The organism is Pseudomonas sp. P1_C12, from assembly GCF_056406435.1.
The window spans coordinates 134,602-158,911 of record NZ_JBFUAE010000001.1; the positions used below are offsets into that span (position 1 = coordinate 134,602).

A 24,310-nucleotide genomic window follows, 5' to 3' on the forward strand; every position below is an offset into this window, starting at 1 on the left:
TGGATAAGGACTTCGATACCACGCTACGCCCGGGGTTCAGCTTTGTTAACAAAAACCTCCCCGGCAAGACGTAATAGGCTGGATGTTCCGGCTTCATCGTCAGCAGCCCGAACACACCCCTTCAGATCAGAATGATGACCACCAGCAATCCGGCGAAGATCGACCACTTTTCGAGGTAGTAAAGCGTGCGATTGCGCTTTTTCAGTTGTTTGCCGTGCAGGCGAACCTTATAGATCCTGCTGAACAGCCGGTTGAGCCCGCCGGTCCTGTCGCCCGCCTGGTTCGGCGCACCTGCCGCCGACATGACGGTGCGGCTGAACCAGCGATTGAATGCCGCAGCCCAGCGATACTTCATCGGCCGCTCGACGTCGCAGAACAAGATGATGCGATTGTGCGGCGTGGTGTTCTCTGCGTAATGAATGTAGGTCTCATCGAACATCACCGCTTCGCCATCGCGCCAATGGTAGTTCTGGCCATCGACATTGATGTAGCACCCGGTAGCGTTGGGTGTTTCCAGGCCCAGGTGATAACGGTAGGAACCGGCGTACGGATCGCGATGGCGCACCAGTCTGGAGCCCGGGGGCAACTCGGCGAACATCGCCGCCTTGATTGAACCAATGCCCTGCACCAGCTCAGTGGTGCGCGGGCAGAGCTTCATGGCCGACGGGTGGCTGTCGCCATACCACTTGAGATAGAAGCGCTTCCAGCCGGTCTTGAAAAACGAGTTGAAACCGACGTCATCGTATTGCTTCGAACGCTTGATTTCACCGGCGTGAAGCAAATTCCGGCCTTCGGCACGGATTTCTTCCCAATGTGCCTGCAGCGGGCTCAGGTCGGGAAAATCGGCCGGGTCGAGATAAGGCTTGTTGGGGATTTTCGAAAACAGATAAAGAAAGCAATTGATCGGCGCCAGAAACGTCGAGTGATCACTCAACTGGCGGCCCAGCTTGTGGCGCACGTGACCGCGCAGGTGGACATACACAATGGAGACAACGTAGATAACGGCAATGATGAGTTTCACTGGAATCGTCACAGGTCGGAAGTAAACAAACTGCGCCCTTTACCGGCATGCCAGTCCTGGGGGTCTTGTGCAGCGACTGATTACGAAACAGCGGCGCCGTAGTGCCATCGAGCCTTACCGATGGTCGGTTTCCGGCTGATGGATGGCATTTTAGCCACAGTTTGTAACCAATAGTTAACCTGTGACTGCGAAAATGTGTCTGCAAAATCCGCCAAAGCGTTGCAGTGGCCTCAACGCCCTATCGTTTAAAGAGCCAGACCAGTACAATCGCCGCCAAACTTTACGCGCGACCCAGGTTGAGAGCGGGAAATCCCCTTTCAGCGCACGTTGACTCGGGCCAAGCGCGCCACATGCTGCTGTCCACTTGATGCCAGATGGATCTTTCACTGCCGATCGGGATGAATATCCCGGGGTCCGGACAGTGGAACGGATACTGAACCGGTACTGCCGCAACCCTGGCTACTCTGAATGCTTCGCAGGAAAAACCTTTGATTTCTACAGCTAACATCACGATGCAGTTCGGCGCCAAGCCGCTCTTCGAAAACGTTTCGGTCAAATTCAACGGTGGCAACCGTTACGGTCTGATCGGCGCCAACGGTTGCGGCAAGTCGACCTTCATGAAGATTCTCGGCGGTGACCTCGAGCCGTCCGGCGGCCAGGTCATGCTGGAGCCGAACGTACGCCTGGGTAAATTGCGCCAGGACCAGTTCGCCTACGAAGAATTCACCGTGATCGACACCGTGATCATGGGTCACGAAGAGCTGTGGAAGGTCAAGGCCGAGCGCGACCGCATCTACTCGCTGCCGGAAATGAGCGAAGAAGACGGCATGGCCGTGGCCGAGCTGGAAACCGAGTTCGCCGAAATGGACGGCTACACCGCCGAATCCCGTGCCGGTGAACTGCTGCTGGGCCTGGGTATCCCCCTGGAACAGCACTTTGGCCCGATGGCCGAAGTGGCGCCAGGCTGGAAACTGCGGGTGTTGCTGGCCCAGGCACTGTTCTCCGATCCGGAAGTGCTGTTGCTCGACGAACCGACCAACCACCTGGACATCAACACCATCCGCTGGCTGGAAACGATCCTCAAGGCGCGTAACAGCACCATGATTATCATTTCCCACGACCGTCACTTCCTCAACAGCGTCTGCACTCACATGGCCGACCTGGACTACGGTGAGCTGCGCCTGTTCCCGGGCAACTACGACGAGTACATGACCGCGGCGACCCAGTCCCGAGAGCAACTGCTGTCGGACAACGCCAAGAAGAAAGCGCAGATCTCCGAACTGCAGACCTTCGTCAGCCGCTTCTCGGCCAACGCCTCGAAAGCCAAGCAGGCCACGTCCCGCGCCAAGCAGATCGACAAGATTCAGCTGGCCGAAGTCAAGCCATCGAGCCGCGTGAGCCCGTTCATCCGCTTCGAACAGACCAAGAAACTGCACCGCCAGGCCGTGACCATCGAGCAGATGTCCAAGGGCTTCGACGGCAAGACCCTGTTCAAGAACTTCAGCTTCACCGTCGAAGCCGGCGAGCGCGTGGCGATCATCGGCCCGAACGGTATCGGCAAGACCACCCTGCTGCGCACCCTGATGGGCGAGCTGACCCCGGACGCCGGTTCCGTGAAGTGGACCGAAAGCGCGGAGCTGGGCTACTACGCCCAGGACCACGCCCATGACTTCGAAGACGACGTCAGCCTGTTCGACTGGATGGGCCAGTGGACCCAAGGCGAGCAGATCATTCGCGGCACCCTGGGTCGCATGCTGTTCTCCAACGACGAGATCCTCAAGTCGGTCAAGGTCATCTCCGGTGGTGAGCAAGGCCGCATGCTGTTCGGCAAGCTGATCCTGCAAAAGCCGAACGTGCTGGTGATGGACGAACCGACCAACCACCTGGACATGGAATCCATCGAGGCGCTGAACCTGGCGCTGGAGAACTATCCGGGCACGCTGGTCTTCGTCAGCCACGACCGTGAGTTCGTATCGTCCCTGGCCACCCGCATCATCGAGTTGAGCCCTAACGGCGTAACCGACTTCAGCGGCACCTACGACGACTACCTGCGCAGCCAGGGTGTGGTGTTCTAAAGGCAGCTACAAGCCTTTAGCTGCAAGCTTCAAGTGAAAAGCCCTGTCCTGGTGACGGGGCTTTTTGCATTTAGAGGTCAAAAGATCGTCCGAAGGCTCGGGCCGCGTTCGGACGATCTTTTAATCGTTAGCCTGCTTCCTTTTATGACAACGCCACGCCATGATGCAGTTCTCCCACCGCCGCCCGGGAACGAGCCCTCATGTCTGTGCAGCAAGTTGCCCCGCAAAGCTCCATGGCGATCACCCTGCAGATCGTCTCCATCGTCTTCTATACCTTCATCGCCTTTCTCTGCATCGGTTTGCCGATTGCGGTACTGCCGGGTTATGTCCACGAGCAACTCGGGTTCAGCGCCATCGTGGCCGGGCTGACCATCGGCTCGCAATACCTCGCCACCCTGCTCAGCCGGCCCATGGCCGGGCGGATGTCCGACAGCGTTGGCACCAAGCGCGCAATCATCTTTGGCTTGTCGGGGATTGCGCTCAGTGGCGCGCTGACCTTGTTGTCGACCCTGTTGCAAGGCTTTCCCTTGCTCAGCCTGCTGATTCTGATCGCCGGGCGCCTGTTGCTGGGGATCGCCCAGGGATTGATCGGCGTCGGCACCATCAGTTGGTGCATGGGCCAGGTCGGCGCGGAGCATACCGCGCGGTCGATTTCCTGGAACGGCATCGCGTCCTATGGGGCGATTGCCATTGGTGCGCCGCTGGGTGTGGTCATGGTGCAACAACTGGGTTTCGCCAGCCTGGGCATTGCCCTGTCGCTGCTGGCCCTGGCTGCACTGTTGCTGATTCGCAACAAGCCTTCGGTGCCGGTGGTGCGCGGTGAACGTTTGCCGTTCTGGGCGGTGTTTGGGCGCATTGCGCCGTTTGGCGCGAGCCTGAGCCTGGCTTCTATTGGCTACGGCACCCTGACAACCTTTATCACCCTGTATTACGTCAATCGCGGCTGGACTGGCGCGGCCTACTGCCTGACCGTGTTTGGCGTGTGTTTCATTCTGTCGCGACTGCTGTTCATTTCCGCCATCAGCCGATTCGGCGGGTTCACGTCGGCCATTGCCTGCATGGGCATCGAGACGGTTGGCCTGGTGCTGCTGTGGCTGGCACCGTCGACCGGATATGCACTCATCGGCGCCGGCCTGACCGGGTTCGGTCTGTCCCTGGTGTACCCGGCGCTGGGTGTCGAGGCCATCAAACAGGTGCCCAATTCCAGCCGGGGTGCGGGCTTGAGTGCTTACGCGGTGTTTTTTGACCTGGCGCTGGCCATCGCCGGCCCGTTGATGGGCGCAGTGGCGTTGAACCTGGGTTATGTGTGGATTTTCTTCAGTGCGGCGTTGTTGTCGGTGACGGGTCTGGGACTGACGCTGCTATTGAAACACCGCGCCATGGCTTGAATCCCTGTAGGAGCTGCCGAAGGCTCCTACAAAGGAATCTATTGATCGGCGGTCTGCATCCCGGCCCGGGTTGCTCTGCCCAGGGTCCGCGAGAAGAAGCGTCCGGCTTCTGAGATCAGATTGCGGTGAATGTCTTGCCGATCGACGCCATCGGCATCGGTGCACAGCGCGGGCATGATCACGATCTGCTCGTCATTGCACGGCGCCATGAATACGAAGTGCCCTGCCCCGGCCAGCAGCTTGAAGTCAGGCGCCGTCGGCAGTTTGCGCGCCAGTGCCGCGGCGTTCTTGTCGACCGCCACCAGTTTGTCGCCATCGCCGCTGTAAAGCAGCACCGGCACATGCACATCGGCCAGGGTGTGGCGACCGAACTTCAGGCTCAACGGCGCCATCAGCATCAAGGCGTGGACGCGAGGATCAGGCACCGGTTGCAGGTCGTCACGGTCGACAATCAATTCACCCTGGGTGTTGCAGGCATCGTGGTCATCCGGACGTTCCTGGCAATAACGGCGCAGGCGATCCAGGTCCGGGGTGGCGCCAGACAGAATCAATGCAGTCTCGCCACCGGCCGAGTAACCGATGACCCCCACTTGGTCGGCATTGACGAACGGCGACAGCATACGGTCGCCCAAAGTGGCGGTGATGGCTTCGGAAATCTGGATCGGCCGGCCGTACAGGTTACTCAAAGTACCGAGTCGGCTGTGATCCCTGGAGTTGTCACCGGGGTGAATCACCGCCACCACGACGAAGCCTTTGCGCGCCAGCGACGTGGCGAGGTCGTGCAGGGCCAGCGGGGTACCGGTGTTTCCGTGGGACAGCATCAGCATCGGGAACCGGCCAATGGCAACCTTGGTGTCCTCCCCGGCTTCGACGGTGTAACCCTCGAGCTTGCTGGTGTGCTCCCAGTCACTGGACGGATAGAAGGCGATGGCGCGCATCGGCTGCAGGTCCAGTGGGTCGAGAAACGTCATCTCATGGAAGCCGACGCTCCAGTGAGGATGCGGTGCAGGCGCGGCGTGCACTATATTCAGGCTGCTGAGCAGGCAAATCAGTAAAGTTGCACAAAGACGCACCATGGGATGCCCCACCTTGTTACCGGACTTGTGACGTGAACCCTGACAGCATAAGTCGGGCCACAGTCTGAAACGACCAGAAACAAAAAACTCCGTAGCTGGTACTTGCGTAACCAGACTACAGAGTTTTTTTGGGCTTTACCTGAACGGTTGCCTACTTTTACGCAAGCCTTACGCAGCGGCGAACAATTGCTCGCTGATTTGCACGTGAGCATCGCTCATGGCTTTGTTGCGCACGTCGTCACCGTATGCCAGGCCTTCGGCACGGACGATTTCGATGTCGGTGATGCCGATGAAACCGAACAGCAACTTCAAATATTCTTCATGGGCAACACCGCTTGCCTGACCGGCGTGCATGCCGCCGGAGGTCGAAACGATCACGACTTTCTTGCCGCCGCACAGGCCTTCAGGGCCGGCTTCGGTGTAACGGAAGGTCTGACCGGCTACCGCGATGCGGTCGATCCAGGCCTTCAGTTGAGTCGGGATGGTGAAGTTGTACATTGGTGCGGCAATTACCACGGCATCGGCAGCCAGGAATTCGGCCAGGGTCGAGGCGCTGAGTTCGGCTTCGTGCTGTTGTGCGGCATTGCGCAACTCTGCAGTGGTGCCGGCGGCGACCAGGGTGGTGGCGGAGAAGTGGCTGATCGCGTCGGCGGCCAGGTCGCGGTAGGTCACCACGGCGCTTGGCTCGGCGGCTTGCCAGGCTTTGACGACTTCGCCGCTCAGCTGACGGGAAGCCGAGTTGTCGCCCAGAATGCTCGAATCGATATGCAGCAGTTTCATGTGGGATCTCCAAGTGAGGATCGCCCACAAGGGCGATCTGATGGGACTAATCCTACAGACGAAACCAATAGCTGATTAGACGGCAACAATGCGATAGTTCGTCCCACAGATAGAACAATCGGATTCACACCATGCAAGACCTCAACGACCTGTATTACTTCGCCAAAGTGGTGGAAGCCGGTGGTTTCGCGGCAGCCGGGCGTTTGCTGGGCATCCCCAAGTCACGACTGTCACGGCGCATCGCCGAACTGGAAGAACGCCTTGGTGCTCGATTGCTGCAACGCACCACCCGACAGCTGAAATTGACCGCTGTGGGTGAGCGCTACCTCAGGCACTGCCAGGCGATGCTGCTGGAGGCGGAAATGGCCGACGAGGCCGTCGCCAGTATGTCCAGCGAGCCCCGCGGGCGTTTACGGGTGTCCTGCCCGGTCGGGCTGGCCCACGAAATATTGCCGGGGGTGATCAGCGACTTTCTGGAACGGTTTCCGCAAGTTCAGCTGGAGGTCATGCTGCTCAACCGGCGGGTCGACCTGGTGAACGAAGGCATTGACGTGGCCCTGCGTGTGCGCGAGCTGGGCGACGAAGACCCGCTGCTGGTCACTCGTCGCCTGCGTCAGGCGCAGATGCTGATGGTCGCCAGCCCCGGTTTCCTCGTGGGCCGTGAGATCAACCATCCCGAGGATCTGAAAAGCCTGCCGGTGCTCGGCGCCCTGGAAGCCGACCGCCTGGTGCACATCCGCCTGCTGGATCAAAAAGGCAAAAGTTGTGAACTCGCGCTCGAGGCCCGGCTAGGCATCGATGACTTTATCGTGCGCAAGGCCAGCACCCTCTCCGGTCTGGGCTTTACGATGCTGCCCATGATGTATTGCGAGCAGGAACTGGAAAACGGCTCACTGGTGCAGTTGCTACCCGAGTGGTCGTTGCCCGGTGGCTGGCTGCAAGCGGTCTATCCTCATCGACGCGGGGTGATGCCGGCGGTACGCGCCTGGATTGACCATTTGGTCGAATCCTTCAATGCCTGTGGGGAACGATTGTTATGAAAGCCGGACGGATGAGCGAAGAGGATGTCGCGAAGTTTTGCCTCGCCCTGCCGGGAGCGCGGGAAGACTATAAATGGGGAGGCGTACGGGTGTTTTCGATTGCCGGGAACAAGATGTTCGCGTTGCAGGGCCTGCGGGGTGATTCCCTGGCCTTCAAGGTCGACAAGGATCTGTTTCTCGGTCATTGCGACCGCCCGGGGATTCATCCGGCACCTTATCTGGCGCGCGCCCAGTGGATCATCATGGAGACGCCCTACCCGCTCGGTAGCGAAGAGCTACAGGGATTGCTGCAGCGTTCGCACCAGTTGGTGGTGAGCAGGCTGCCAAAGCGCACTCAAGTCGGACTGCTGCTATAGGGCCTTATTAGAGCAAGGCAAACACGTGTGCGCCGAGGAACAGGTGATCGATCCAGAACACCTGGTGCAGTAGCACGATGATCCAGAACACCAACTGGTACGAGACTTTGCGGGTTTTGTGCCGAAACGCTTGCTGGGCCAGCAAGGCACCGGGCCAGCCTCCGGCGAACTCCAGCGCATGCAGGACATTCTCCGGCGTCCGCCATTGCTCGGCGCGGGCCTTGCGCTTGTCACTCCAGTACAGAAAAAACGTCACGACGCTGACGATGCCGTAGGCCGCCAGGGGAATCAGCGACTCCCCATGCAGCCATGACGACACTGAACCCGACAGCGGCAACGCGCACAGGATTGCAAACACCAGCCATTTCAACCGTGAATGGCGGATCTGTCCCCCGGGCTGGCGCCCGGGGTTATTGCGCGAGCTTGAGTCACTCACGGCTTGGCTGCGCTCCAGTCGACCCAGCCGAATTGCCAGGTCGCCAGGATGATCAGGCCGAACACAATGCGATACCAGGCAAACGCCGCATAGCTGTGGTTGGCGATGAACTTGAGCAGCCCGCGGACCGCGATCATCGCGAAGACGAACGCCGTGACGAAACCGATCGCGAACACCGGGAAATCCGCCGGGACAAACAGGTGGCGGTATTTATAGCCCGAGTACACCGCTGCGCCGACCATGGTGGGCATCGCCAGGAAGAACGAGAACTCGGTAGCGGTCTTGCGCGACAGGCCGAACAGCAACCCGCCGATGATCGTCGAGCCCGAACGCGAAGTGCCCGGAATCATGGCCAGGCATTGGGCGAAGCCGACTTTCAGGGCATCTTTCCAAGTGATGTCATCCACCGTTTCGGCGTGTACTTCATGCTGACGGCGCTCGGCCCACAACATGATGATCCCGCCCACGACCAGCGCCGTTGCCACGGTGATCGGGTTGAACAGGTATTCGTGGATCAAATCGGCGAAGATCACGCCCAACACCACGGCCGGCAAGAACGCGATCAACAGGTTCGCGGTAAACCGCCGAGCGCCCGGCTGGGTCGGCAGACCGATGACCACGTCGAAGATCTTGCGTCGAAACTCCCACACCACTGCCAGGATGGCACCCAGCTGAATAATGATGTTGAACGCCATCGCCCGCTCGCCCCCGAAGCCGAGCAAGTCGGCCACGATGATCTGGTGGCCGGTACTGGAAATGGGCAGGAATTCGGTCAGCCCTTCTACAATCCCAAGAATCAATGCCTGAAAGGCGGTCCAAAGATCCATCAATCCCCCAAAAGGCTATGCGCATTGGCATGCCCCGTTAGTATTTTTCAAAAGCCTTAATTGCGATCAGCGTAGCTGAAGGCCCGCGCATCAAGGATCACCACAGAACCGTAAAAATCCTGTGAAAAAACAATCCTGATTCGGGTTTATCCGCGCGGGGCCGAAATCCTACCAGACAAGTCCGATTGGCGCTGCCGCGTTATCGCGCACCAATGAAGCACACCCTGCGCCACGGGATTCTCGACGCCGATCCGGTTACAATCCGTCCCCTTTCCGATTTTCCCAAGGAGCCTCCATGTCCGGGCTTGAACTGTTTGCCGCCGCCCTCGGTGTCATTGCCGTCTGGTTGACAGTCAAACAGAACCCCTGGTGCTGGCCCATCGGCCTGGTCATGGTGCTGCTCTATAGCTGGATCTTTTTTGAGGTGAAGCTGTATTCGGACATGCTGCTGCAAGTCGTTTATGCCGCCTTGCAGCTTTACGGTTGGTGGCAGTGGACGCGGATTGGTGAAGCGACCCATGGCCGCGAAGTCAGTCAGCTCGACACTCGGTCCGTGGCGTTGAGCCTTGCCATCGGTGCAATCGGCAGCCTGTTGCTGGGGGCGGCCATGGCCAACTGGACCGACGCTGCGCAACCCTGGCTCGATGCGGCGTTGACCGGATTCAGCCTGGTAGCGCAGGTCTGGATGGCGCAAAAACGTGTCCAGTGCTGGCCGCTGTGGATCGCCCTGGATGTGATTTTCGTCGTGCTGTTCATCTATAAGGACCTGTACCTGACCGCCACCCTGTACGGGTTGTTCACCGTTATCGCCGTGCAGGGCTGGCGCGAATGGCGCGCCGATCCGGCATTGCACGCATGAAAGTCCTGGTACTCACAGGCCCCGAATCCAGCGGTAAAAGCTGGCTGGCAGCCGAGTTGCAACAGCGTTTCGGCGGGATTCTGGTCGACGAGTATGTGCGCTGGTTCATCGAGCAGAATCCACGGGACACCACATTGGCCGACATTGCGCACATCGCCCGCGGTCAATTGGCATGGGAAGACCATGCGCGGGAGCAACGACCGTCTTTGCTCATCCTCGACACGCACCTGTTGAGCAATATCCTCTGGAGCCAAACGCTGTTTGGCGATTGCCCCGCCTGGATTGAACAAGCGCTACTGGCCCGGCATTACGACTTGCACTTGCTGCTGTCGCCGGAACACGTCGACTGGACGGATGACGGCCAGCGTTGCCAGCCCCGATTGAGTGAGCGCCAGGCATTTTTCGACCAGACCCTGGCCTGGCTTGAGCGCCACGCACAACCGGTTCAGGTACTGCACGGAGATTGGGCAGAACGCCGACTCTTGGCACTGAACGCCGTGACCCGATTGCTCGGCGCCTGACCGGCGTTTGGGGCAATTTCCCCATCACCCCCCCCTGTTTTTGGGGAAAAGTGTCCGATCCTGAAACACCCTCCGTGCCTGAAACTGCCCGTTTCAACGCCCTTCATCGTTTGGTCGCCGGACTTGTTAAGGCATTGATACAACAACGCTATAACCCCTGTTCTAGAGGGGTTCGCCGGCATTTCCGGGTTGCCTGCGCATGGTTTCGTCTCACCGTTGGAACATCCTCGGCAAAGGGCCCCCGGGCAAATTCCGCAAGCCATTGAATCAACACGATATTCAAAAAACGGCACAGCTTTCGCTCTATCCCTTACACCGCTGACCAGGGCCAGCCCACAAATGAAGGAATGACCGTCGTGGGGATACTGAATAAAAAGGGCTTGACGTGCCTCCTGCTGATCGCGAGCGCGGGCGGCACTGTTCTCAGTTTCAACCTACAAGCCGAAGGCAACGGTGTCATCGTGCTTGATCGAACCATTCACGCAACTCCCATCGGTCGCAGCGGCGGCAGAGATCCGAACCCTGACACCCTAAATGCCAACCCATCGGCCCGCGTCACCGGCGAACTCAGCGATGCCGACATTGCCGGGGTCACCACCGGAACGGCCCTTCGCCACAGCAACGGGCAAAGCCCGGGTGGCCTGCAAGGCCTCAACGTCGTCACCAACCCCAACGGTTTGCCTGGCATGTCTGTCGGCCAGGGTGGTGGTAGTGGCGGCGCCATTTCCGGAACCATCAACCGCGCCATGAGCAGCGGCCTCGGTTCACTGGGCAAAATGGCGGGAGGTCAATGAGATGAGTCGATCCCTCCTGTTACTTGCCCTGCTCGGCGGCACCAGTGTAATGGCCGATTCGGGCGTCAGTTCGGTTAACACCGCCTCCATCCAGGATTCCGGTACTCAATACCGAGGCAACTTCAATGTCAACCAGGCGGCCGGTGATCAACAGCAGCAGGCCAACGTCCGCGCAATCGCCATTGGTACCCTAGCCGGTGCGACCACCAGCGTCAGGCAAAAAATCACCACGCCGGCCAATCCATCGCTTGACGCGACAGCCAATATCGGCGGCACCTCTTTCAGTAATGGCAGCGGCGTACTGGGTGTCAACCAGGGCGCCGGGGCGAACAACCAGATGGCCAACGCCATGCGCATCAGCATCAGCGCTGCACCACAAGCCATCGACGATAGTGCCCTTTCTCAACAGAACGTGGCCTTGTTACCGAGCTCGGGAGCAACTGGCACCCCAAACGGCAGTCGCCAGGTCGTGACAAGCGACCAGGCCTTCACCGGCAGCCGGGGAGTGATCCAGGTGAACCAGAGTGCCGGGGTGGGGAACCGAATGGCTAACACCCTGAGCATCCGGGTCTCTGACTGACCCCATTACAGTGCGATTAGGGACGTACCAACACTTGACCAACTAATGAGCACGGAGAAACACCATGAACCCGACAACTGCTCTCAAACCTCTGGCTTTTGCTCTGGCAGCAGTGATGGCATTCGCCGCACAAGCAGGCTCTCTTGCTGATGGTCAAGGCAACGGTCAGGGCACTGGGCAAGGCAACAACCTTCAGCCTGATGGCCCGACTCTGGAACAGTTTCTGCAGATTACAGCAGGCGCCGGGGCCGCCGTGCTGGACTCGCAGATCAGCAGTCACAACTCCGTATCGAACCAGGGCACCCAAAACGACGCTAAAGCCGATAACTCCCTGAACAACTCCAACGGCAACATGGGTGCCAACGTTGCAGCCGGTGACGGCAACCAACAAGACAACGCCGCCGCCCTTGCCACTGCTGACGAAAGCTTTATTTTCGGCACCGCCGTCGCCGTCTCCAGCGCGACACAGAGGAGCAACGGCAACACCGCCAGGAACCGCTCCAACACCAACAACACAACGCTCAATAACGCCGGCAACAGCGGTTCCGGCAACATCGGCATCAACGTGACCACCGGCGCCTTCAACCAACAGAAAAACAACCTGGCAATTGCCGTTTCGGGCGGCCGTGTAGCACTGGCGGCGGCAGCGGCCAACCAAAGCACGTCCGGGATGAAGGTCACCAACAACGGCAATCCCACGACTGATTTCGTACCCGTGGGTGTATTCGGTCTGGCTGGCGTAACCACTCAACAAGTGATGACTCCAGATAGCTGGAAACCCCCTGTAACCAACAATGCTTCGATAACGGGCTCGATGAACAACTTCTCCGGCAACGGCGGAGCGAACGTATCGTCCGGCGTAGGCAACCAGCAAAGCAACTCGCTGTCCATCGCCGCAGGCTGCAAACTTTGCCAGTAATCGCGATCGCAATAGCAATGAAAGCCCCGGCGACGGGGCTTTTCTACAGCCCCAAGGCGTATCGATCATGCGTAAGACTGTCCTTTTCGCCCTGCTCTGCCTGTCTGGCCTGACCCAGGCCGCACAGATGCCGGTAGCCGCCCTGCCGGGTGGCGTGCTGGTATACAAGCACGTACAGAGTTTGCGTGAGCGCAAGTTCAGCGACATCGTCGAACAGAAAACCGATTTCAGCTGCGGTGCCGCCGCGCTGGCAACGATACTGCGCCAGGCCTATTGGCTTGACGTCGATGAGGAGCACATCATCAAAGGCATGCTGGTCACCGCAGACCAGGACCTTGTGCGTACCCAGGGTTTTTCCATGCTGGACATGAAGCGCTACATAGAGCGCATCGGCATGCGCGCCCGGGGCTACAAGATCCCGCCTGAAAGACTCGATGCAGTGACGATTCCGGTGGTGGTACTGATGGAAATTCGCGGCTACAAGCACTTTGTGGTGTTGCAGAGGGCGGACAAGCACTGGGTCTATATCGGCGACCCGGTACTCGGACACAAACGCTATTCCCATGATGACTTTGTCAAAGGCTGGAATGGCATCATCTTCGCTATCGTCGGTCCCGGTTACGACAAAACCAATGCGTTACGCAGTCCACCGGAACCGCTGACAGCCAAGAACAAGATGGATAACTTCAACCCGGTCAAAGATGCTGAACTGATGGATTTTGGTTTCATACAGAGCGACTTCTTTTAATCGCCAATAAGATGATAGGGGGCAGGATGCTCCGGGAGCAGCAAATGAAAACCTCGTATTGGGTGGTCGCTGCCTGTCTGGCAGCGAACACTTCAGGTTTTGCTGATGAGTTCAGACCCATCGAGATCAAGGACCAGGAACTGGCCGCGTTGCGTGGCCGGTATGTGATGCCGGGGCGGATCATCAGCTTCGGTGTTGTCATGAGCAGTACCTGGCGCAATGCCAGTGGTGATCTGATCGGGGCATCCACCTCGATGCAACTTCAAGCCGCAACGGTCAAACCCGAGTTCTATGTTTCAACCATCAAGCAATCCGGTCATGGCGGTACGTCCAGGTCGGGCAGCGGTAACGTGACGGGTGGCGCTGCCCTGAGCACTTCCCGGGGCATAACCCAGGTCACACGGGCCGCAGGCGATGGCAACAGTTCAAACAACAACATTGCCATCAACGTCAAAGAGGCCCGCACGGCCCCTGCACTGGTGCCGAGCCAGGGCCAGGCGCTGATAGCCGGTCAAACCATTACCGGCAGCAATGCCGCAGGCAGTGTCGCCGTTTCCGCAACGAGCGGCGGTGTTCAGGTGGCCATTACCGCCAACAACAACCAGGGCTCAAGCCTGCAACAGGTCGCCCAAGGCGGGTTGCTGCAAAACACCCGGTTGCTGGGCAGCAGCAATGTGGTCAACAACATGACTCAACTCAACGTAGTGCTCAACAATAATGGCCCCAGTACAGGTGTATTGGACTTCAACCTGAACCAACTCGCTGCATTACGGACCTTGGGCTATTGAACTACGCTGAGTCTGGACCATTGGGCACAAATGGACGGCTTATTTCATGTACCGATCAGTATCACTGCGTGCAGTTGTATGCTTGAGTGCTCTACTCCCGGCGGCGATGGTGCCGGCAGCAGCTGACCCGGAAATGGAGGCGCTCAAACAAGAGCTTCTGGAGTTGAAACAACGATACGAAGTCCAGCAAAAAGCCCTGGCGGTACTGGAACAACGAATCCGCCAGGTTGAGGACCAGCCCGCTTCTCCTCCCCCTAAACGCCTGGCCAAGTCGCCAGCAGACATGAAAGGCAATCCAAACGTCGCCACCGGCACCGGTGCGGCGGCCGCTTCAGGGGGTGCCGCCGGGGGCAGCGGCAGCTCGTATGGACAATCGTTGGCCGATGACTCACAACCGGCGCAAAGCGTTTCAAATCTGTATGACGAGGCCAGCGGGTTCTTCGGTGGTGGCAAGTTCAGCTTCGAAACCGGGATTACCTACTCCCGATACGATACCCGCCAACTGATCCTCAACGGTTTTCTCGCCCTGGACTCGATCTTTCTGGGCGCCATCAACCTGGACCGGATCAAGGCCGACACCTGGACGCTTGACCTCACCGGCCGCTACAACTTCAACAATCGCTGGCAGTTCGACCTGAACGTGCCGGTGGTCTACCGTCAATCCACCTACCAGTCCGGTGGCGGCAATAACGGCGCCGCCAACGTCACGACTGAAGATACCGTCAAGGAAGACCCGACCATAGGTGACGTCAACTTCGGTATCGCCTACAAATTCCTCGACGAGTCGGTCAACACCCCGGATGCCGTGGTGACCTTGCGCGTCAAGGCGCCGACCGGCAAAGATCCGTTCGGCATCAAGCTGATTCGGGTGGACGATAACTCCAACCTGGCCGTGCCTGAATCCTTGCCTACCGGTAATGGCGTCTGGGCGATTACACCGGGGATCTCTCTGGTCAAGACGTTCGATCCGGCAGTGCTGTTCGGCAGCCTGTCCTACACGCACAATCTGGAGGAGTCTTTCGACGACATCAGCTCCAACCCGGCGGTCAAGACACCGGGCAAAGTACGCATTGGCGACAGCTTCCAGATTGGCGCCGGTATTGCGTTCGCCTTGAACGAAAAGATGAGTATGTCGTTCTCGGTCTCTGACCTGGTGCAACGCAAAAGCAAGCTCAAGGAAGATGGCGGGGATTGGCAATCGGTGGTCTCCAGCGATGCCAACGCCGGTTACTTCAACATCGGCATGACCATTGCGGCCACCGACAACCTGACTATCGTACCCAACCTGTCCATCGGCATGACGGACGATGCCCCGGACTTTCAGTTCAGCCTGAAACTTCCTTACTACTTCTGACCCGAATAAAAAAACCGCTGCAATCTCAACGGTTTTTTTGGTTTCCGGCTGCGGTTCAGCGAATCTGGTGCTTGTGCAACAACCGGTAGAAGGTTGGACGCGACACACCCAATACTTTGGCGGCGACACTCAGGTTATCGCTGTGGCGGTTCAATACATCGCACAATGCCTGGCGTTCGGCCCGGCTCTTGTATTCTTCGAGGGTGCCCATCGGCGCGTCGATTGTATGCTGACTGATCAACCCCAGATCACGGGCCTCGATCTGCCGGCCTTCGGCCAATACCAGCCCGCGACGAACGCGGTTGGCCAGTTCGCGAACATTGCCTGGCCAGTCGTGTTTGCCCATGGCAATCAATGCGTCTTCGCTGAAACTGCGTGGGCGGCGTCCGGTTTCATGGCTGTAGAAATGGGAGAAGTGGTTGGCCAGCGCCGCCAGGTCGCCATGGCGCTCGCGCAGTGGAACGGTCGCCACTTGCAGTACGTTCAAGCGGTAATACAAGTCTTCGCGAAAGCGTTTCTTCTCGATGGCGGCTTCAAGGTCGACATTCGTTGCCGCCAGAACCCGCACATCCACCGCAATCGGCTGACTGCCGCCCACCCGCTCGATGTGTTTCTCCTGGAGGAACCGCAACAGGTTGGCCTGCAACTCCAGTGGCAGGTCACCGATCTCGTCGAGAAACAGAGTGCCACCGTTGGCGGCTTCTATCCGTCCGACCTTGCGTTGGTGCGCGCCGGTAAATGCGCCTTTCTCATGGCCAAACAGCTCGGACTGGATCAAGTGTTCGGGAATCGCACCACAATTGATCGCGATAAAGGGTTTGCTGTGACGCTGGGACAGACGATGCAGGGTGCGTGCGACCAGTTCCTTGCCAGTGCCGCTTTCACCCCGAATCAACACCGGAGACTCTGTCGGAGCCAGTTTGTTCAACAGTTTTCGCAGTTCACGGATAGGTTTGCTGTCACCCAGCAATTCATGCTCGGGCTGGTCAACATAGACCGTTCCCTGCCCGCGCAATCGCGCCATGCCAAACGCCCGGCCCAGCGTTACCTGAACCCGGGACACATCGAATGGCAAGGTATGAAAGTCAAAAAACCATTCACACACAAAGTCGCCGACATTTTGCAGGCGCAGCACTTCCTGATTGAGTACCGCTATCCACTCGGTGCCACTGCGGCTGATCAATTCCTTGACGGCTTCCGGGTGCTCAAGGTGAGAGGGCTGCAAGCGTAACAAGCCCACGTCACAGGTTCGGTCAGTGGCGTTCGCCAGCGTGCAGCTATCAACGTCCCAACCGATAGCGCGCAATCCAGGGAGCAGACGATAGCAATCGTCACAGGGGTCCACCACTAATAAACGTCGTAAAGCAGGCGCATCGCTCATGACTGTTCCTTGACGCCAAATTTAAGAAATTTTATTAAAAACAGTCATTTGGCAGACCTAACTGTAACATTAGCAAGAATTTGACAGGGCCTTGTACTGTTTGACTATAGGGACGCTGTAAAACCAGTTATAAGTTGCGATTCTGTTAGTTACCTAACGACTCTTCCTTTCATTGCGCTTTCAATGCCAGCATCATTCTTGAGCCTATGAAATAAAGTGGAAATTTCTTTTGATTGTGTGTGACCCAAACCCCGGTTGCGGGCATCAGTACAAGTAACCAGCCGAACGGTAAGCCCAACCGACGGCACATCACTTGATTGGGCATACAGAGAGAAGACCCTATGAACGCCCCGCTCCGTATCAACGAAGCATTGCTGATTGCCGACCGCGCATTCAAACCATTCAAATGCGTGGCCTGGGCCCCACAAGACGGTAATGGCGAACTCAGCCTGACCGTTATCGACCGCACCAGCACCAGCATTGGCCGCAAGCAGATCCCAAGCAGTGCCTACTCCGACCCTCAACAACTTGAACGTCTGCTGGAACAGGCCCGCGCCGAATTGAGCGAGGAAGGTTACACACTGCAATCGTGGTCGATGCCGAACTAATCTGTTTTGCGGATTACTCCGGGGTAATCCGCACCCTCCCCCCCTGCCATTAGTTGGGTTGATCGTTTTCACCGATCCGCACTCATTTCCCGCACAAATTCGAACTTTTGCGCACCCGGTACTTTGCAGGCTTGCCATTGGTTCGAAAAGACACTGTTGTGGCACATAACGACTCTCCGTCTGTGAGTTCTCACCATTGCGCATCTCATCATTCAGGGATTGAATATTCTCCCTACATAGTCGCCACCCAAACTTCTGGATCAGGACGACTCGCAAGGAGTTGCGGCGCATGTCAATCCAGTCCGCTTTTACCTTCTCCGCCACCCGGCACCCCCCCGGGACCCTCGATACGACGTTTGCCGCCAACGGCAAAACCCAGGTGTATTTCGTCGACAGCCTTTCCAGCCTCGCCAATGACATTGCGATCGATGCGCAGGGCCGCTTGCTGGTAGCCGCAAAAGTCGGCATGGCCGATGGCAGCCGCTTTGGTCTGGCCCGCTTGCTGGAGGACGGTTGCGCAGACCTCGCGTTCGGCAAGCAAGGTAGTGTCATCGGCCAATTCGAACCGGGGTTCGAAGCCATGGGCGCCAAGGTTCTGGTCATGCCCGACGGCAATATCCTGTTGGCCGGGCTGCACTACGAAAACACGCACCGCACGCTCCCGGCCCTCGCCTTGCTGGATCAGCAGGGTCGCCTGGTTCAGAGCTTTGGCGATAATGGTCGCTGCGTCGTGCGATTGCCTGGCGGTCTGTCCCTGGGCATTCGTGATGCATGGCTGCCGCCCGGTGTGCCGGGCGCGGAAGCCTGCGATGTGGACGTACAACAAGATGGCCGGATCCTGATCCTGGCCAACCATCACTACGAACTGGCCGATCACGTCGGCCTGTTGATACGACTGGATGTCGAAGGCTCGCTGGACTGCTCGTTCAACGGTAGCGGCTTCGTGGTGGTCAGGCACCTGCTGATGAATACCTGGCTCAGCAACCTGACGGTACAACGTGATGGCCGAATTCTGGTCGGTGGATCGATCAACTTTCCTGAAGAAGGCTTGCTGGCACGCTATCACGCTGACGGCCGCCTCGACGACCGTTTTGCCGTGGATGGATTCATGACCTTCAAAACGCAAGGGCATGGCGCCCGGGTCAGTCAGGTGGTCCAGCAAAACGAAGGTGACATCCTGTGTTTCGGCAGCAGTTGCGAGCCGATGCACTGCCTGACATTTAAAATGCACAGCAATGGCCGACCCGACAATCATTGCAACGGCGGACAACCACAGCGGCTGCAAATCGGTCACAGCGGATGCCAGTGGATCGCCGCGCAGTTACAGCCCGATGGCTGTGTGCTGGCGGCGGGTGCAACCATCGGCGGCGTTGAAGCAGACTTCATTGTCGGGCGATACCTGCCCAACGGCCATCTCGATCGCCGCTTTGGCAAAGGCTGTGGCTGTACGCGTACTCGCCTGGGCCCCGGCCCGGATACCGCCACCTGTGTCACGGTGCAGGCCAATGGAAACATCGTGGCTGGCGGCTATTCGCTGCAGGGCAGTTACAAGGCAGTCGTCGCGCGCTTTCTAGGCTAAACCGATGGGTTTTTCCTGCGCTTGATCTTCTCGCCCGCTTACGGCAACTTGCGCGCTTCTTAAAACAAGGAGCAGCCGATGTCCGGTTCAATGGCCCAGGCGTTCGCGCACAACTTTCTCGGGAACTCGCCCCGTTGGTATAAGGCCTGCATCGTCGGCTTTCTGATTCTCAATGCCCTGGTGCTGTGGACCGCAGGCCCGGTGGCGGCCGGCTGGCTGCTGGTGCTGGAGTTCATCTTTACCCTGGCCATGGCGCTCAAGTGTTATCCGCTGATGCCCGGCGGCCTGTTATTGATTGAAGCCCTGCTGCTGAAGATGACCACGCCACAGGCGCTGTACGACGAGTTGCTGCACAATTTCCCGGTGATCCTGCTGCTGATGTTCATGGTGGCCGGTATCTATTTCATGAAGGACTTGTTGCTGTACCTGTTCTCGCGCCTGCTGTTGGGGGTTCGTTCCAAGGCCCTGCTGGCCCTGATGTTCTGCTTTCTGTCGGCGTTTCTGTCGGCGTTCCTCGATGCCTTGACCGTGACTGCCGTGATCATCAGTGCCGCCGTAGGCTTTTACTCGGTGTATCACCGCGTCGCCTCGGGTAACGATCCGCGTCTGGACAGCGAGTTCAGCGACGACAAACATCTGCCCACCCTCCATCAGGGTGATCTCGAACAGTTCCGCGCCTTTCTGCGCAGCCTGCTGATGCACGGTGCCGTGGGCACCGCATTGGGCGGTGTCTGCACGCTGGTCGGTGAGCCGCAGAACCTGCTGATCGGCCATGAAATGGGCTGGCACTTCTCCGACTTCTTTACCCGGGTTGCGCCGGTATCCCTGCCGGTACTGGTTGCCGGACTGGTGACGTGCATTCTGCTGGAAAAGCTGCGCTGGTTCGGATACGGCACGCTGTTGCCGGATAACGTCCGCGCGGTACTGGCCAACTACGCCGCCGAAGACAATGCCGAGCGCACCACACGCCAACGTGCAGCGCTGCTGGTGCAAGGCGTTGCCGCATTGATTCTGATTGCCGGGCTGGCGTTTCACATCGCCGAAGTGGGTTTGATCGGTTTGATGGTGATCGTGTTGATCACCGCCTTTACCGGTATCACCGACGAACACCGCCTGGGCACAGCATTCAAGGACGCCATGCCATTTACCGCATTGTTGGTGGTGTTTTTCGCCGTGGTCGCGGTGATTCACGATCAGCAACTGTTCGCCCCGCTGATCCACTGGGTGCTGGCGCTGCCGGCGGACCAACAACCGGGCATGCTGTTCATTGCCAATGGCCTGCTGTCCGCCATCAGCGACAACGTGTTCGTGGCAACCATTTACATCACCGAAGTGAAGCGCGCATTCATGGCGGGTGAGATGACCCGTGAGCATTTCGAGACGCTGGCCATTGCGATCAATACCGGCACCAACCTGCCTAGCGTGGCGACGCCCAACGGTCAGGCGGCGTTTCTGTTCCTGCTGACTTCGGCGATCGCACCGCTGGTGCGCCTGTCTTACGGGCGGATGGTCTGGATGGCGTTGCCGTACACCGTGGTGATGGGCTTGCTCGGGTGGTATGCGGTGAGCTACTGGCTCTGACACCGCCGAGCCCTGTGGGAGCGAGCTTGCTCCGGGCGGCGTTCCGACGATTGCTGCCTGACATTCAACACATTTGGTGACTGACATGGCCTCATCGCGAGCAAGCTCGCTCCCACAAAGGGTTTGCGTTGTTATCGAGGGAGGATGTATTGCTCGATCGCCTGCGCCGCACCGTCCTCGGTATTGGCGCCAGTGATCACATCGGCCTGACGCTTGACTGCCTCCTCCGCCTGTCCCATGGCGATCGACAACCCGGCAACCTGAAACATCGCCGGGTCATTGCCGCCATCCCCGATCGCCGCCGTCTGTTCCAGCGGCACGCTGAGATGTCTGGCCAGCGTCACCAATGCCTCGCCCTTGTTCGCTTGCATGGCGGTCACATCCAGGTACACCGGTTGCGAACGCGACACCTGTGCCTGGCCTTCTACCTGAAGTAGCAATCGCGCTTCGAGCTCAATCAACAATTGGGTGTTGTTGCTCGCGGCGACAATCTTGTCGATGCTTTCCAGATACGGTTCAAAACTGTCGACCACCACCGGTGGGTAGCCCAGACCGTGCTGCTCGCGAGGCACCATCGGGCCGTTCGCATCCTTGACCAGCCAGTCGCCGCCACTGAACACCCACACCTCAACATCAGGCAGGTCGCAAAGTAGCGTCAAAGTGGTTAACGCGGCACTCGCCGGCAAATAGTGCGCGACGAGCAAACTGCCGTCCGGATTGACCAGCGTCCCGCCATTGAACGCCGCCGTCGGCAGGTCGACGCCCAACGCTTCAATGACTTGCAACATGGCTTTGGGTGGTCGGCCGGTGGCCAGGCTGAACAATACGCCCGCCTCGCGCAACGAGCGGACCGCCTCGATGGTCCGCTGACTCAGGCTGTGATCGGGCAGCAGCAAGGTGCCGTCCATGTCACTAAGCAGAAAACGGATGGGCCGTTGCGAGGATTCCTTCATCCGAGGCGGTGCCAGACGCGGCCGTCGCGAGTCAGCAATTCTTCGCCGGCCTTGGGGCCGTTTTCCCCGGCGGCATAGCCCTGCACGCTGGAATCCTGCTGCCAGGCATCCAGGAACGGTTGCACCGCGCGCCAGCCGTTCTCGATGTTGTCGGCGCGCTGGAACAGTGTCTGGTCGCCGGTCAGGCAATCGTAGATCAGGGTTTCGTAGCCGGTGGACGGCTGCATCTCGAAGAAGTCCTTGTAGGCAAACCCCAGCTCGATGTTGTCCATCTTCAGGGCCTGACCGGGACGCTTGGCCAACAGGTCGAACCACATGCCTTCGTTGGGCTGGATCTGAATGCGCAAATAGGTCGGCTGCAACTCGTCGACCTCGGTATCGCGGAACTGCGCATAGGGCGCCGGTTTGAAACAGATGACGATCTCGGTGTCACGCACGCTCATGCGTTTACCGGTACGCAGGTAGAACGGCACGCCGACCCAGCGCCAGTTGTCGATCATGACCTTGAGGGCCACATAGGTTTCGGTATTGCTGTCGGGTGCGACCTTGTCTTCCTGGCGATAGCCTGGCAGTGCCTTGCCGTCGATCTCACCTGCAGTGTATTGACCGCGCACCGAGTTGGCGCGGGCCTCCTCCACCGTCCAGGGCCTGATCGCGCCGACGACCTTGGCTTTCTCGCCGCGCACCGCATCGGCGCCAAACGCGGCGGGTGGTTCCATCGCCACCATCGCCAGCAGCTGGAACAGGTGATTGGGCACCATGTCCCGCAGGGCGCCGGTGTGCTCATAAAAACTGCCACGGGTTTCCACGCCGACAGTTTCGGCGGCGGTGATCTGCACGTGATCGATGTAGTGATTGTTCCAGAACGCTTCGAACAGGCTGTTGGAAAAACGGCTGACCAGAATGTTCTGCACGGTTTCCTTGCCCAGGTAATGATCGATCCGGTAGATCTGCTTTTCCGTCATCACCTTGAGCAGGCAGGTGTTCAAGGCCTCGGCCGTTTGCAGGTCAGAGCCAAAGGGCTTTTCGATCACGACCCTTCTGAACGCCTCGGGGGTCTCCTCCAGCAAGCCGGCGGTACCGAGGCGGCGTGCCACTTCACTGAAGAAACGCGGTGCGGTGGCCAGGTAGAACACCGCATTGCCGGTTCCGCTGTCGGCGATTTTCGCCGCCAGCGCTTGATAAGTGCTGTCGTCCAGGAAATCGCCCTGGACGTAGCTGATGCCTTTGGCAAGTTTGGACCAGACCGCTGGATCAAGGGTGTGGTCACCCTTGCCAGCCATCTCGTTTCGAATGAAATCTTCGAGCTTTTGCGCAAAGCCTTCATCGCTGATGGCGTTGTGGTCAACGCCGATGATCCGCAGTCCATCCCCGAGTAGCCCGTTGCGCTTGAGGTTATACAGCGCCGGCACCAACAGACGCTTGACCAGGTCACCGTGGGCGCCAAACAGAAACAGCGTCGTCGGTGGTGCGGGCTCAGCCTTGGATTTCCTGCGGATCAAATGGGTCATTTTTTCGAGGTCTCCACGTGGCCGCCGAAGCCGAAGCGCTGTGCCGAGAGAATCTTGTCGCCAAAGGTGCCTTGCCCACGGGAACGGTAGCGGGAGAACAGCGAGTTCGACAGCACCGGCACCGGTACCGCTTGCTCCATGGCGGCTTCGATGGTCCATTGACCTTCACCGCTGTCGGCCACGGACCCGGAGAAACCGTCGAGTTTCGGATCGCTGGCCAGGGCGTCGGCGGTCAGATCGAGCAACCACGAGGACACCACGCTGCCACGGCGCCAGACTTCGGCGATGTCGGCGACGTTCAGGTCGAAACGCTGGTCTGGCGGCAGGTTCTCGCTGTTTTTGGTCTTGAGGATGTCGAAGCCTTCGGCGAAGGCCTGCATCATTCCGTATTCGATGCCGTTGTGGATCATCTTCACGAAATGCCCGGCGCCGGCGGGACCGGCGTGAATGTAGCCGTGTTCGGCACGCTCGTCATCGGACTTGCGGTCCCTGGTGCGCGGGATGTCGCCCAGGCCCGGGGCCAGGGTTGCGAACAGCGGGTCGAGGCGCTTAACGGTCTCGGCATCGCCGCCGATCATCATGCAGTAACCGCGCTCCAGGCCCCATACGCCGCCGGAGGTACCGACGTCGATGTAATGCAGGCCTTTTTCCGACAGGGTTTTCGCCCGGCGGATATCGTCCTTATAGAAGGTGTTACCGCCGTCGATGATGGTGTCGCCGGCTTCGAGCAAGGTGCTCAGGGTGTCGATGGTTTCTTCGGTCGGCGCGCCGGCCGGCAGCATGACCCAGACCGCACGCGGCCTGGCCAGGCCAGCGACCAGCGCCGGCAGATCGGTGACGCCCGTGGAGCCTTCTGTGGCCAGGGCTTCGACAAAGGCGGTATTGCGATCGTAAACAACGGTGGTGTGCCCGTTGAGCATCAGGCGCCGCGCAATATTGCCGCCCATGCGGCCCAGTCCAATAATCCCGAGTTGCATGTGCTGATGCTCCCTACTACAAATAAAAGTGTGTCAAAGGTTATAGCCCAACGCGACTCATGAGGTTAGTCCAGAGCGTTGGCGTGAAGTTTCCGGGCATTGTGCCCGATCCTGATGGATAACGTCGGGAATCAAACCGAAGACACAACGACCATGAA

General features: G+C 59.0%; 24 protein-coding genes. 15 read left to right on the top strand and 9 right to left on the bottom strand.

From position 1 onward, the window contains the following. Positions 1-121: 121 nt before the first annotated feature. Positions 122-1,021 (bottom strand): lipid A hydroxylase LpxO, encoded by a 900-nt coding sequence (gene lpxO / locus AC1D19_RS00595; RefSeq protein ID WP_477761974.1) that lies wholly within the window; start codon positions 1,019-1,021, stop codon positions 122-124. A gap of 488 nt (positions 1,022-1,509) precedes the next feature. Here lpxO and AC1D19_RS00600 point away from each other — a divergent pair, with 488 nt between their 5' ends. Next, positions 1,510-3,096: an ABC-F family ATPase gene (locus tag AC1D19_RS00600; RefSeq protein ID WP_477761975.1), complete on the top strand. Its 1,587-nt coding sequence runs from the start codon at positions 1,510-1,512 to the stop codon at positions 3,094-3,096. 200 nt (positions 3,097-3,296) lie between these two features. Further along, complete coding sequence (locus tag AC1D19_RS00605; protein ID WP_477761976.1) at positions 3,297-4,484, top strand: MFS transporter; 1,188 nt, start codon at positions 3,297-3,299, stop codon at positions 4,482-4,484. 38 nt (positions 4,485-4,522) lie between these two features. Here AC1D19_RS00605 and AC1D19_RS00610 read toward each other — a convergent pair whose 3' ends face one another. Both AC1D19_RS00610 and AC1D19_RS00615 read right to left on the bottom strand, forming a co-directional pair. Further along, on the bottom strand, positions 4,523-5,560 hold the full coding sequence (locus tag AC1D19_RS00610) for an alpha/beta hydrolase family protein (RefSeq protein WP_477761977.1): 1,038 nt from the start codon (positions 5,558-5,560) through the stop codon (positions 4,523-4,525). Positions 5,561-5,728: 168 nt separating this feature from the next. Beyond that, entirely contained in the window at positions 5,729-6,340 is a 612-nt protein-coding gene (locus AC1D19_RS00615) for an FMN-dependent NADH-azoreductase (RefSeq protein WP_477761978.1), read from the bottom strand. 131 nt (positions 6,341-6,471) lie between these two features. Between AC1D19_RS00615 and AC1D19_RS00620 the strand changes: the two genes are divergently transcribed. Next, a complete protein-coding gene (locus tag AC1D19_RS00620; protein WP_477761979.1) occupies positions 6,472-7,380 on the top strand; it encodes a LysR substrate-binding domain-containing protein in 909 nt (302 codons plus the stop codon). After that, positions 7,377-7,736: an MmcQ/YjbR family DNA-binding protein gene (locus AC1D19_RS00625; RefSeq protein ID WP_108217507.1), complete on the top strand. Its 360-nt coding sequence runs from the start codon at positions 7,377-7,379 to the stop codon at positions 7,734-7,736. The genes AC1D19_RS00620 and AC1D19_RS00625 overlap by 4 nt, the downstream gene beginning before the upstream one ends. A gap of 7 nt (positions 7,737-7,743) precedes the next feature. Here the strand turns inward: AC1D19_RS00625 and AC1D19_RS00630 are convergent, their stop codons facing one another. Both AC1D19_RS00630 and AC1D19_RS00635 read right to left on the bottom strand, forming a co-directional pair. Beyond that, complete coding sequence (locus tag AC1D19_RS00630) at positions 7,744-8,172, bottom strand: DUF1294 domain-containing protein (protein WP_477753801.1); 429 nt, start codon at positions 8,170-8,172, stop codon at positions 7,744-7,746. Continuing rightward, positions 8,169-8,999 carry an undecaprenyl-diphosphate phosphatase gene (locus AC1D19_RS00635; RefSeq protein WP_477753800.1) on the bottom strand — a complete coding sequence of 277 codons (831 nt, stop codon included), beginning with the start codon at positions 8,997-8,999 and terminating at the stop codon, positions 8,169-8,171. The genes AC1D19_RS00630 and AC1D19_RS00635 overlap by 4 nt, the downstream gene beginning before the upstream one ends. A 295-nt stretch (positions 9,000-9,294) precedes the next feature. Between AC1D19_RS00635 and pnuC the strand changes: the two genes are divergently transcribed. The 8 genes from pnuC to AC1D19_RS00675 all read left to right on the top strand — a co-directional run bounded on the left by pnuC (position 9,295) and on the right by AC1D19_RS00675 (position 15,562). Beyond that, positions 9,295-9,858 (top strand): nicotinamide riboside transporter PnuC, encoded by a 564-nt coding sequence (gene pnuC, locus AC1D19_RS00640; RefSeq protein WP_477753799.1) that lies wholly within the window; start codon positions 9,295-9,297, stop codon positions 9,856-9,858. After that, a complete protein-coding gene (locus AC1D19_RS00645) occupies positions 9,855-10,379 on the top strand; it encodes an AAA family ATPase (protein ID WP_477762335.1) in 525 nt (174 codons plus the stop codon). The genes pnuC and AC1D19_RS00645 overlap by 4 nt, the downstream gene beginning before the upstream one ends. A 347-nt stretch (positions 10,380-10,726) precedes the next feature. Then, the gene (locus AC1D19_RS00650; RefSeq protein WP_477761980.1) at positions 10,727-11,173 is read left to right on the top strand and encodes a hypothetical protein; all 447 of its coding nucleotides are present in this window, start codon (positions 10,727-10,729) and stop codon (positions 11,171-11,173) included. Position 11,174: 1 nt separating this feature from the next. Continuing rightward, on the top strand, positions 11,175-11,753 hold the full coding sequence (locus AC1D19_RS00655; RefSeq protein WP_477761981.1) for an adhesin: 579 nt from the start codon (positions 11,175-11,177) through the stop codon (positions 11,751-11,753). 64 nt (positions 11,754-11,817) lie between these two features. Continuing rightward, positions 11,818-12,672, top strand: coding sequence for a heme utilization protein (locus AC1D19_RS00660; protein WP_477753795.1), 855 nt, complete (start codon positions 11,818-11,820; stop codon positions 12,670-12,672). Positions 12,673-12,739: 67 nt separating this feature from the next. After that, entirely contained in the window at positions 12,740-13,420 is a 681-nt protein-coding gene (locus tag AC1D19_RS00665) for a C39 family peptidase (protein WP_477761982.1), read from the top strand. Between the two features lie 26 nt (positions 13,421-13,446). Then, on the top strand, positions 13,447-14,208 hold the full coding sequence (locus AC1D19_RS00670; RefSeq protein WP_477761983.1) for a hypothetical protein: 762 nt from the start codon (positions 13,447-13,449) through the stop codon (positions 14,206-14,208). A 46-nt stretch (positions 14,209-14,254) separates the two neighbouring features. Continuing rightward, on the top strand, positions 14,255-15,562 hold the full coding sequence (locus AC1D19_RS00675; RefSeq protein ID WP_477761984.1) for a hypothetical protein: 1,308 nt from the start codon (positions 14,255-14,257) through the stop codon (positions 15,560-15,562). A 55-nt stretch (positions 15,563-15,617) separates the two neighbouring features. Here AC1D19_RS00675 and AC1D19_RS00680 read toward each other — a convergent pair whose 3' ends face one another. Continuing rightward, positions 15,618-16,943, bottom strand: coding sequence for a sigma-54 dependent transcriptional regulator (locus tag AC1D19_RS00680; protein ID WP_477761985.1), 1,326 nt, complete (start codon positions 16,941-16,943; stop codon positions 15,618-15,620). Between the two features lie 341 nt (positions 16,944-17,284). On the opposite strand from AC1D19_RS00680, the gene AC1D19_RS00685 reads away from it, so the two are divergent. From AC1D19_RS00685 to nhaB, 3 genes are all read left to right on the top strand, one after another. Beyond that, positions 17,285-17,551 carry a hypothetical protein gene (locus AC1D19_RS00685; protein WP_477761986.1) on the top strand — a complete coding sequence of 89 codons (267 nt, stop codon included), beginning with the start codon at positions 17,285-17,287 and terminating at the stop codon, positions 17,549-17,551. 289 nt (positions 17,552-17,840) lie between these two features. Beyond that, positions 17,841-19,130: an NHL repeat-containing protein gene (locus tag AC1D19_RS00690; RefSeq protein ID WP_477761987.1), complete on the top strand. Its 1,290-nt coding sequence runs from the start codon at positions 17,841-17,843 to the stop codon at positions 19,128-19,130. A 78-nt stretch (positions 19,131-19,208) separates the two neighbouring features. Next, entirely contained in the window at positions 19,209-20,711 is a 1,503-nt protein-coding gene (gene nhaB / locus AC1D19_RS00695; RefSeq protein WP_477761988.1) for a sodium/proton antiporter NhaB, read from the top strand. A gap of 131 nt (positions 20,712-20,842) precedes the next feature. Here the strand turns inward: nhaB and AC1D19_RS00700 are convergent, their stop codons facing one another. The 3 genes from AC1D19_RS00700 to gnd are packed head-to-tail and all read right to left on the bottom strand — an operon-like array spanning position 20,843 to position 24,152. Beyond that, a complete protein-coding gene (locus AC1D19_RS00700) occupies positions 20,843-21,664 on the bottom strand; it encodes an HAD family hydrolase (protein ID WP_477761989.1) in 822 nt (273 codons plus the stop codon). Next, positions 21,661-23,175 carry a glucose-6-phosphate dehydrogenase gene (gene zwf / locus AC1D19_RS00705; RefSeq protein WP_477761990.1) on the bottom strand — a complete coding sequence of 505 codons (1,515 nt, stop codon included), beginning with the start codon at positions 23,173-23,175 and terminating at the stop codon, positions 21,661-21,663. Before zwf ends, AC1D19_RS00700 begins: the two co-directional genes overlap by 4 nt. Next, the gene (gnd, locus tag AC1D19_RS00710; protein ID WP_477761991.1) at positions 23,172-24,152 is read right to left on the bottom strand and encodes a phosphogluconate dehydrogenase (NAD(+)-dependent, decarboxylating); all 981 of its coding nucleotides are present in this window, start codon (positions 24,150-24,152) and stop codon (positions 23,172-23,174) included. The genes zwf and gnd overlap by 4 nt, the downstream gene beginning before the upstream one ends. Positions 24,153-24,310: the final 158 nt, after the last annotated feature.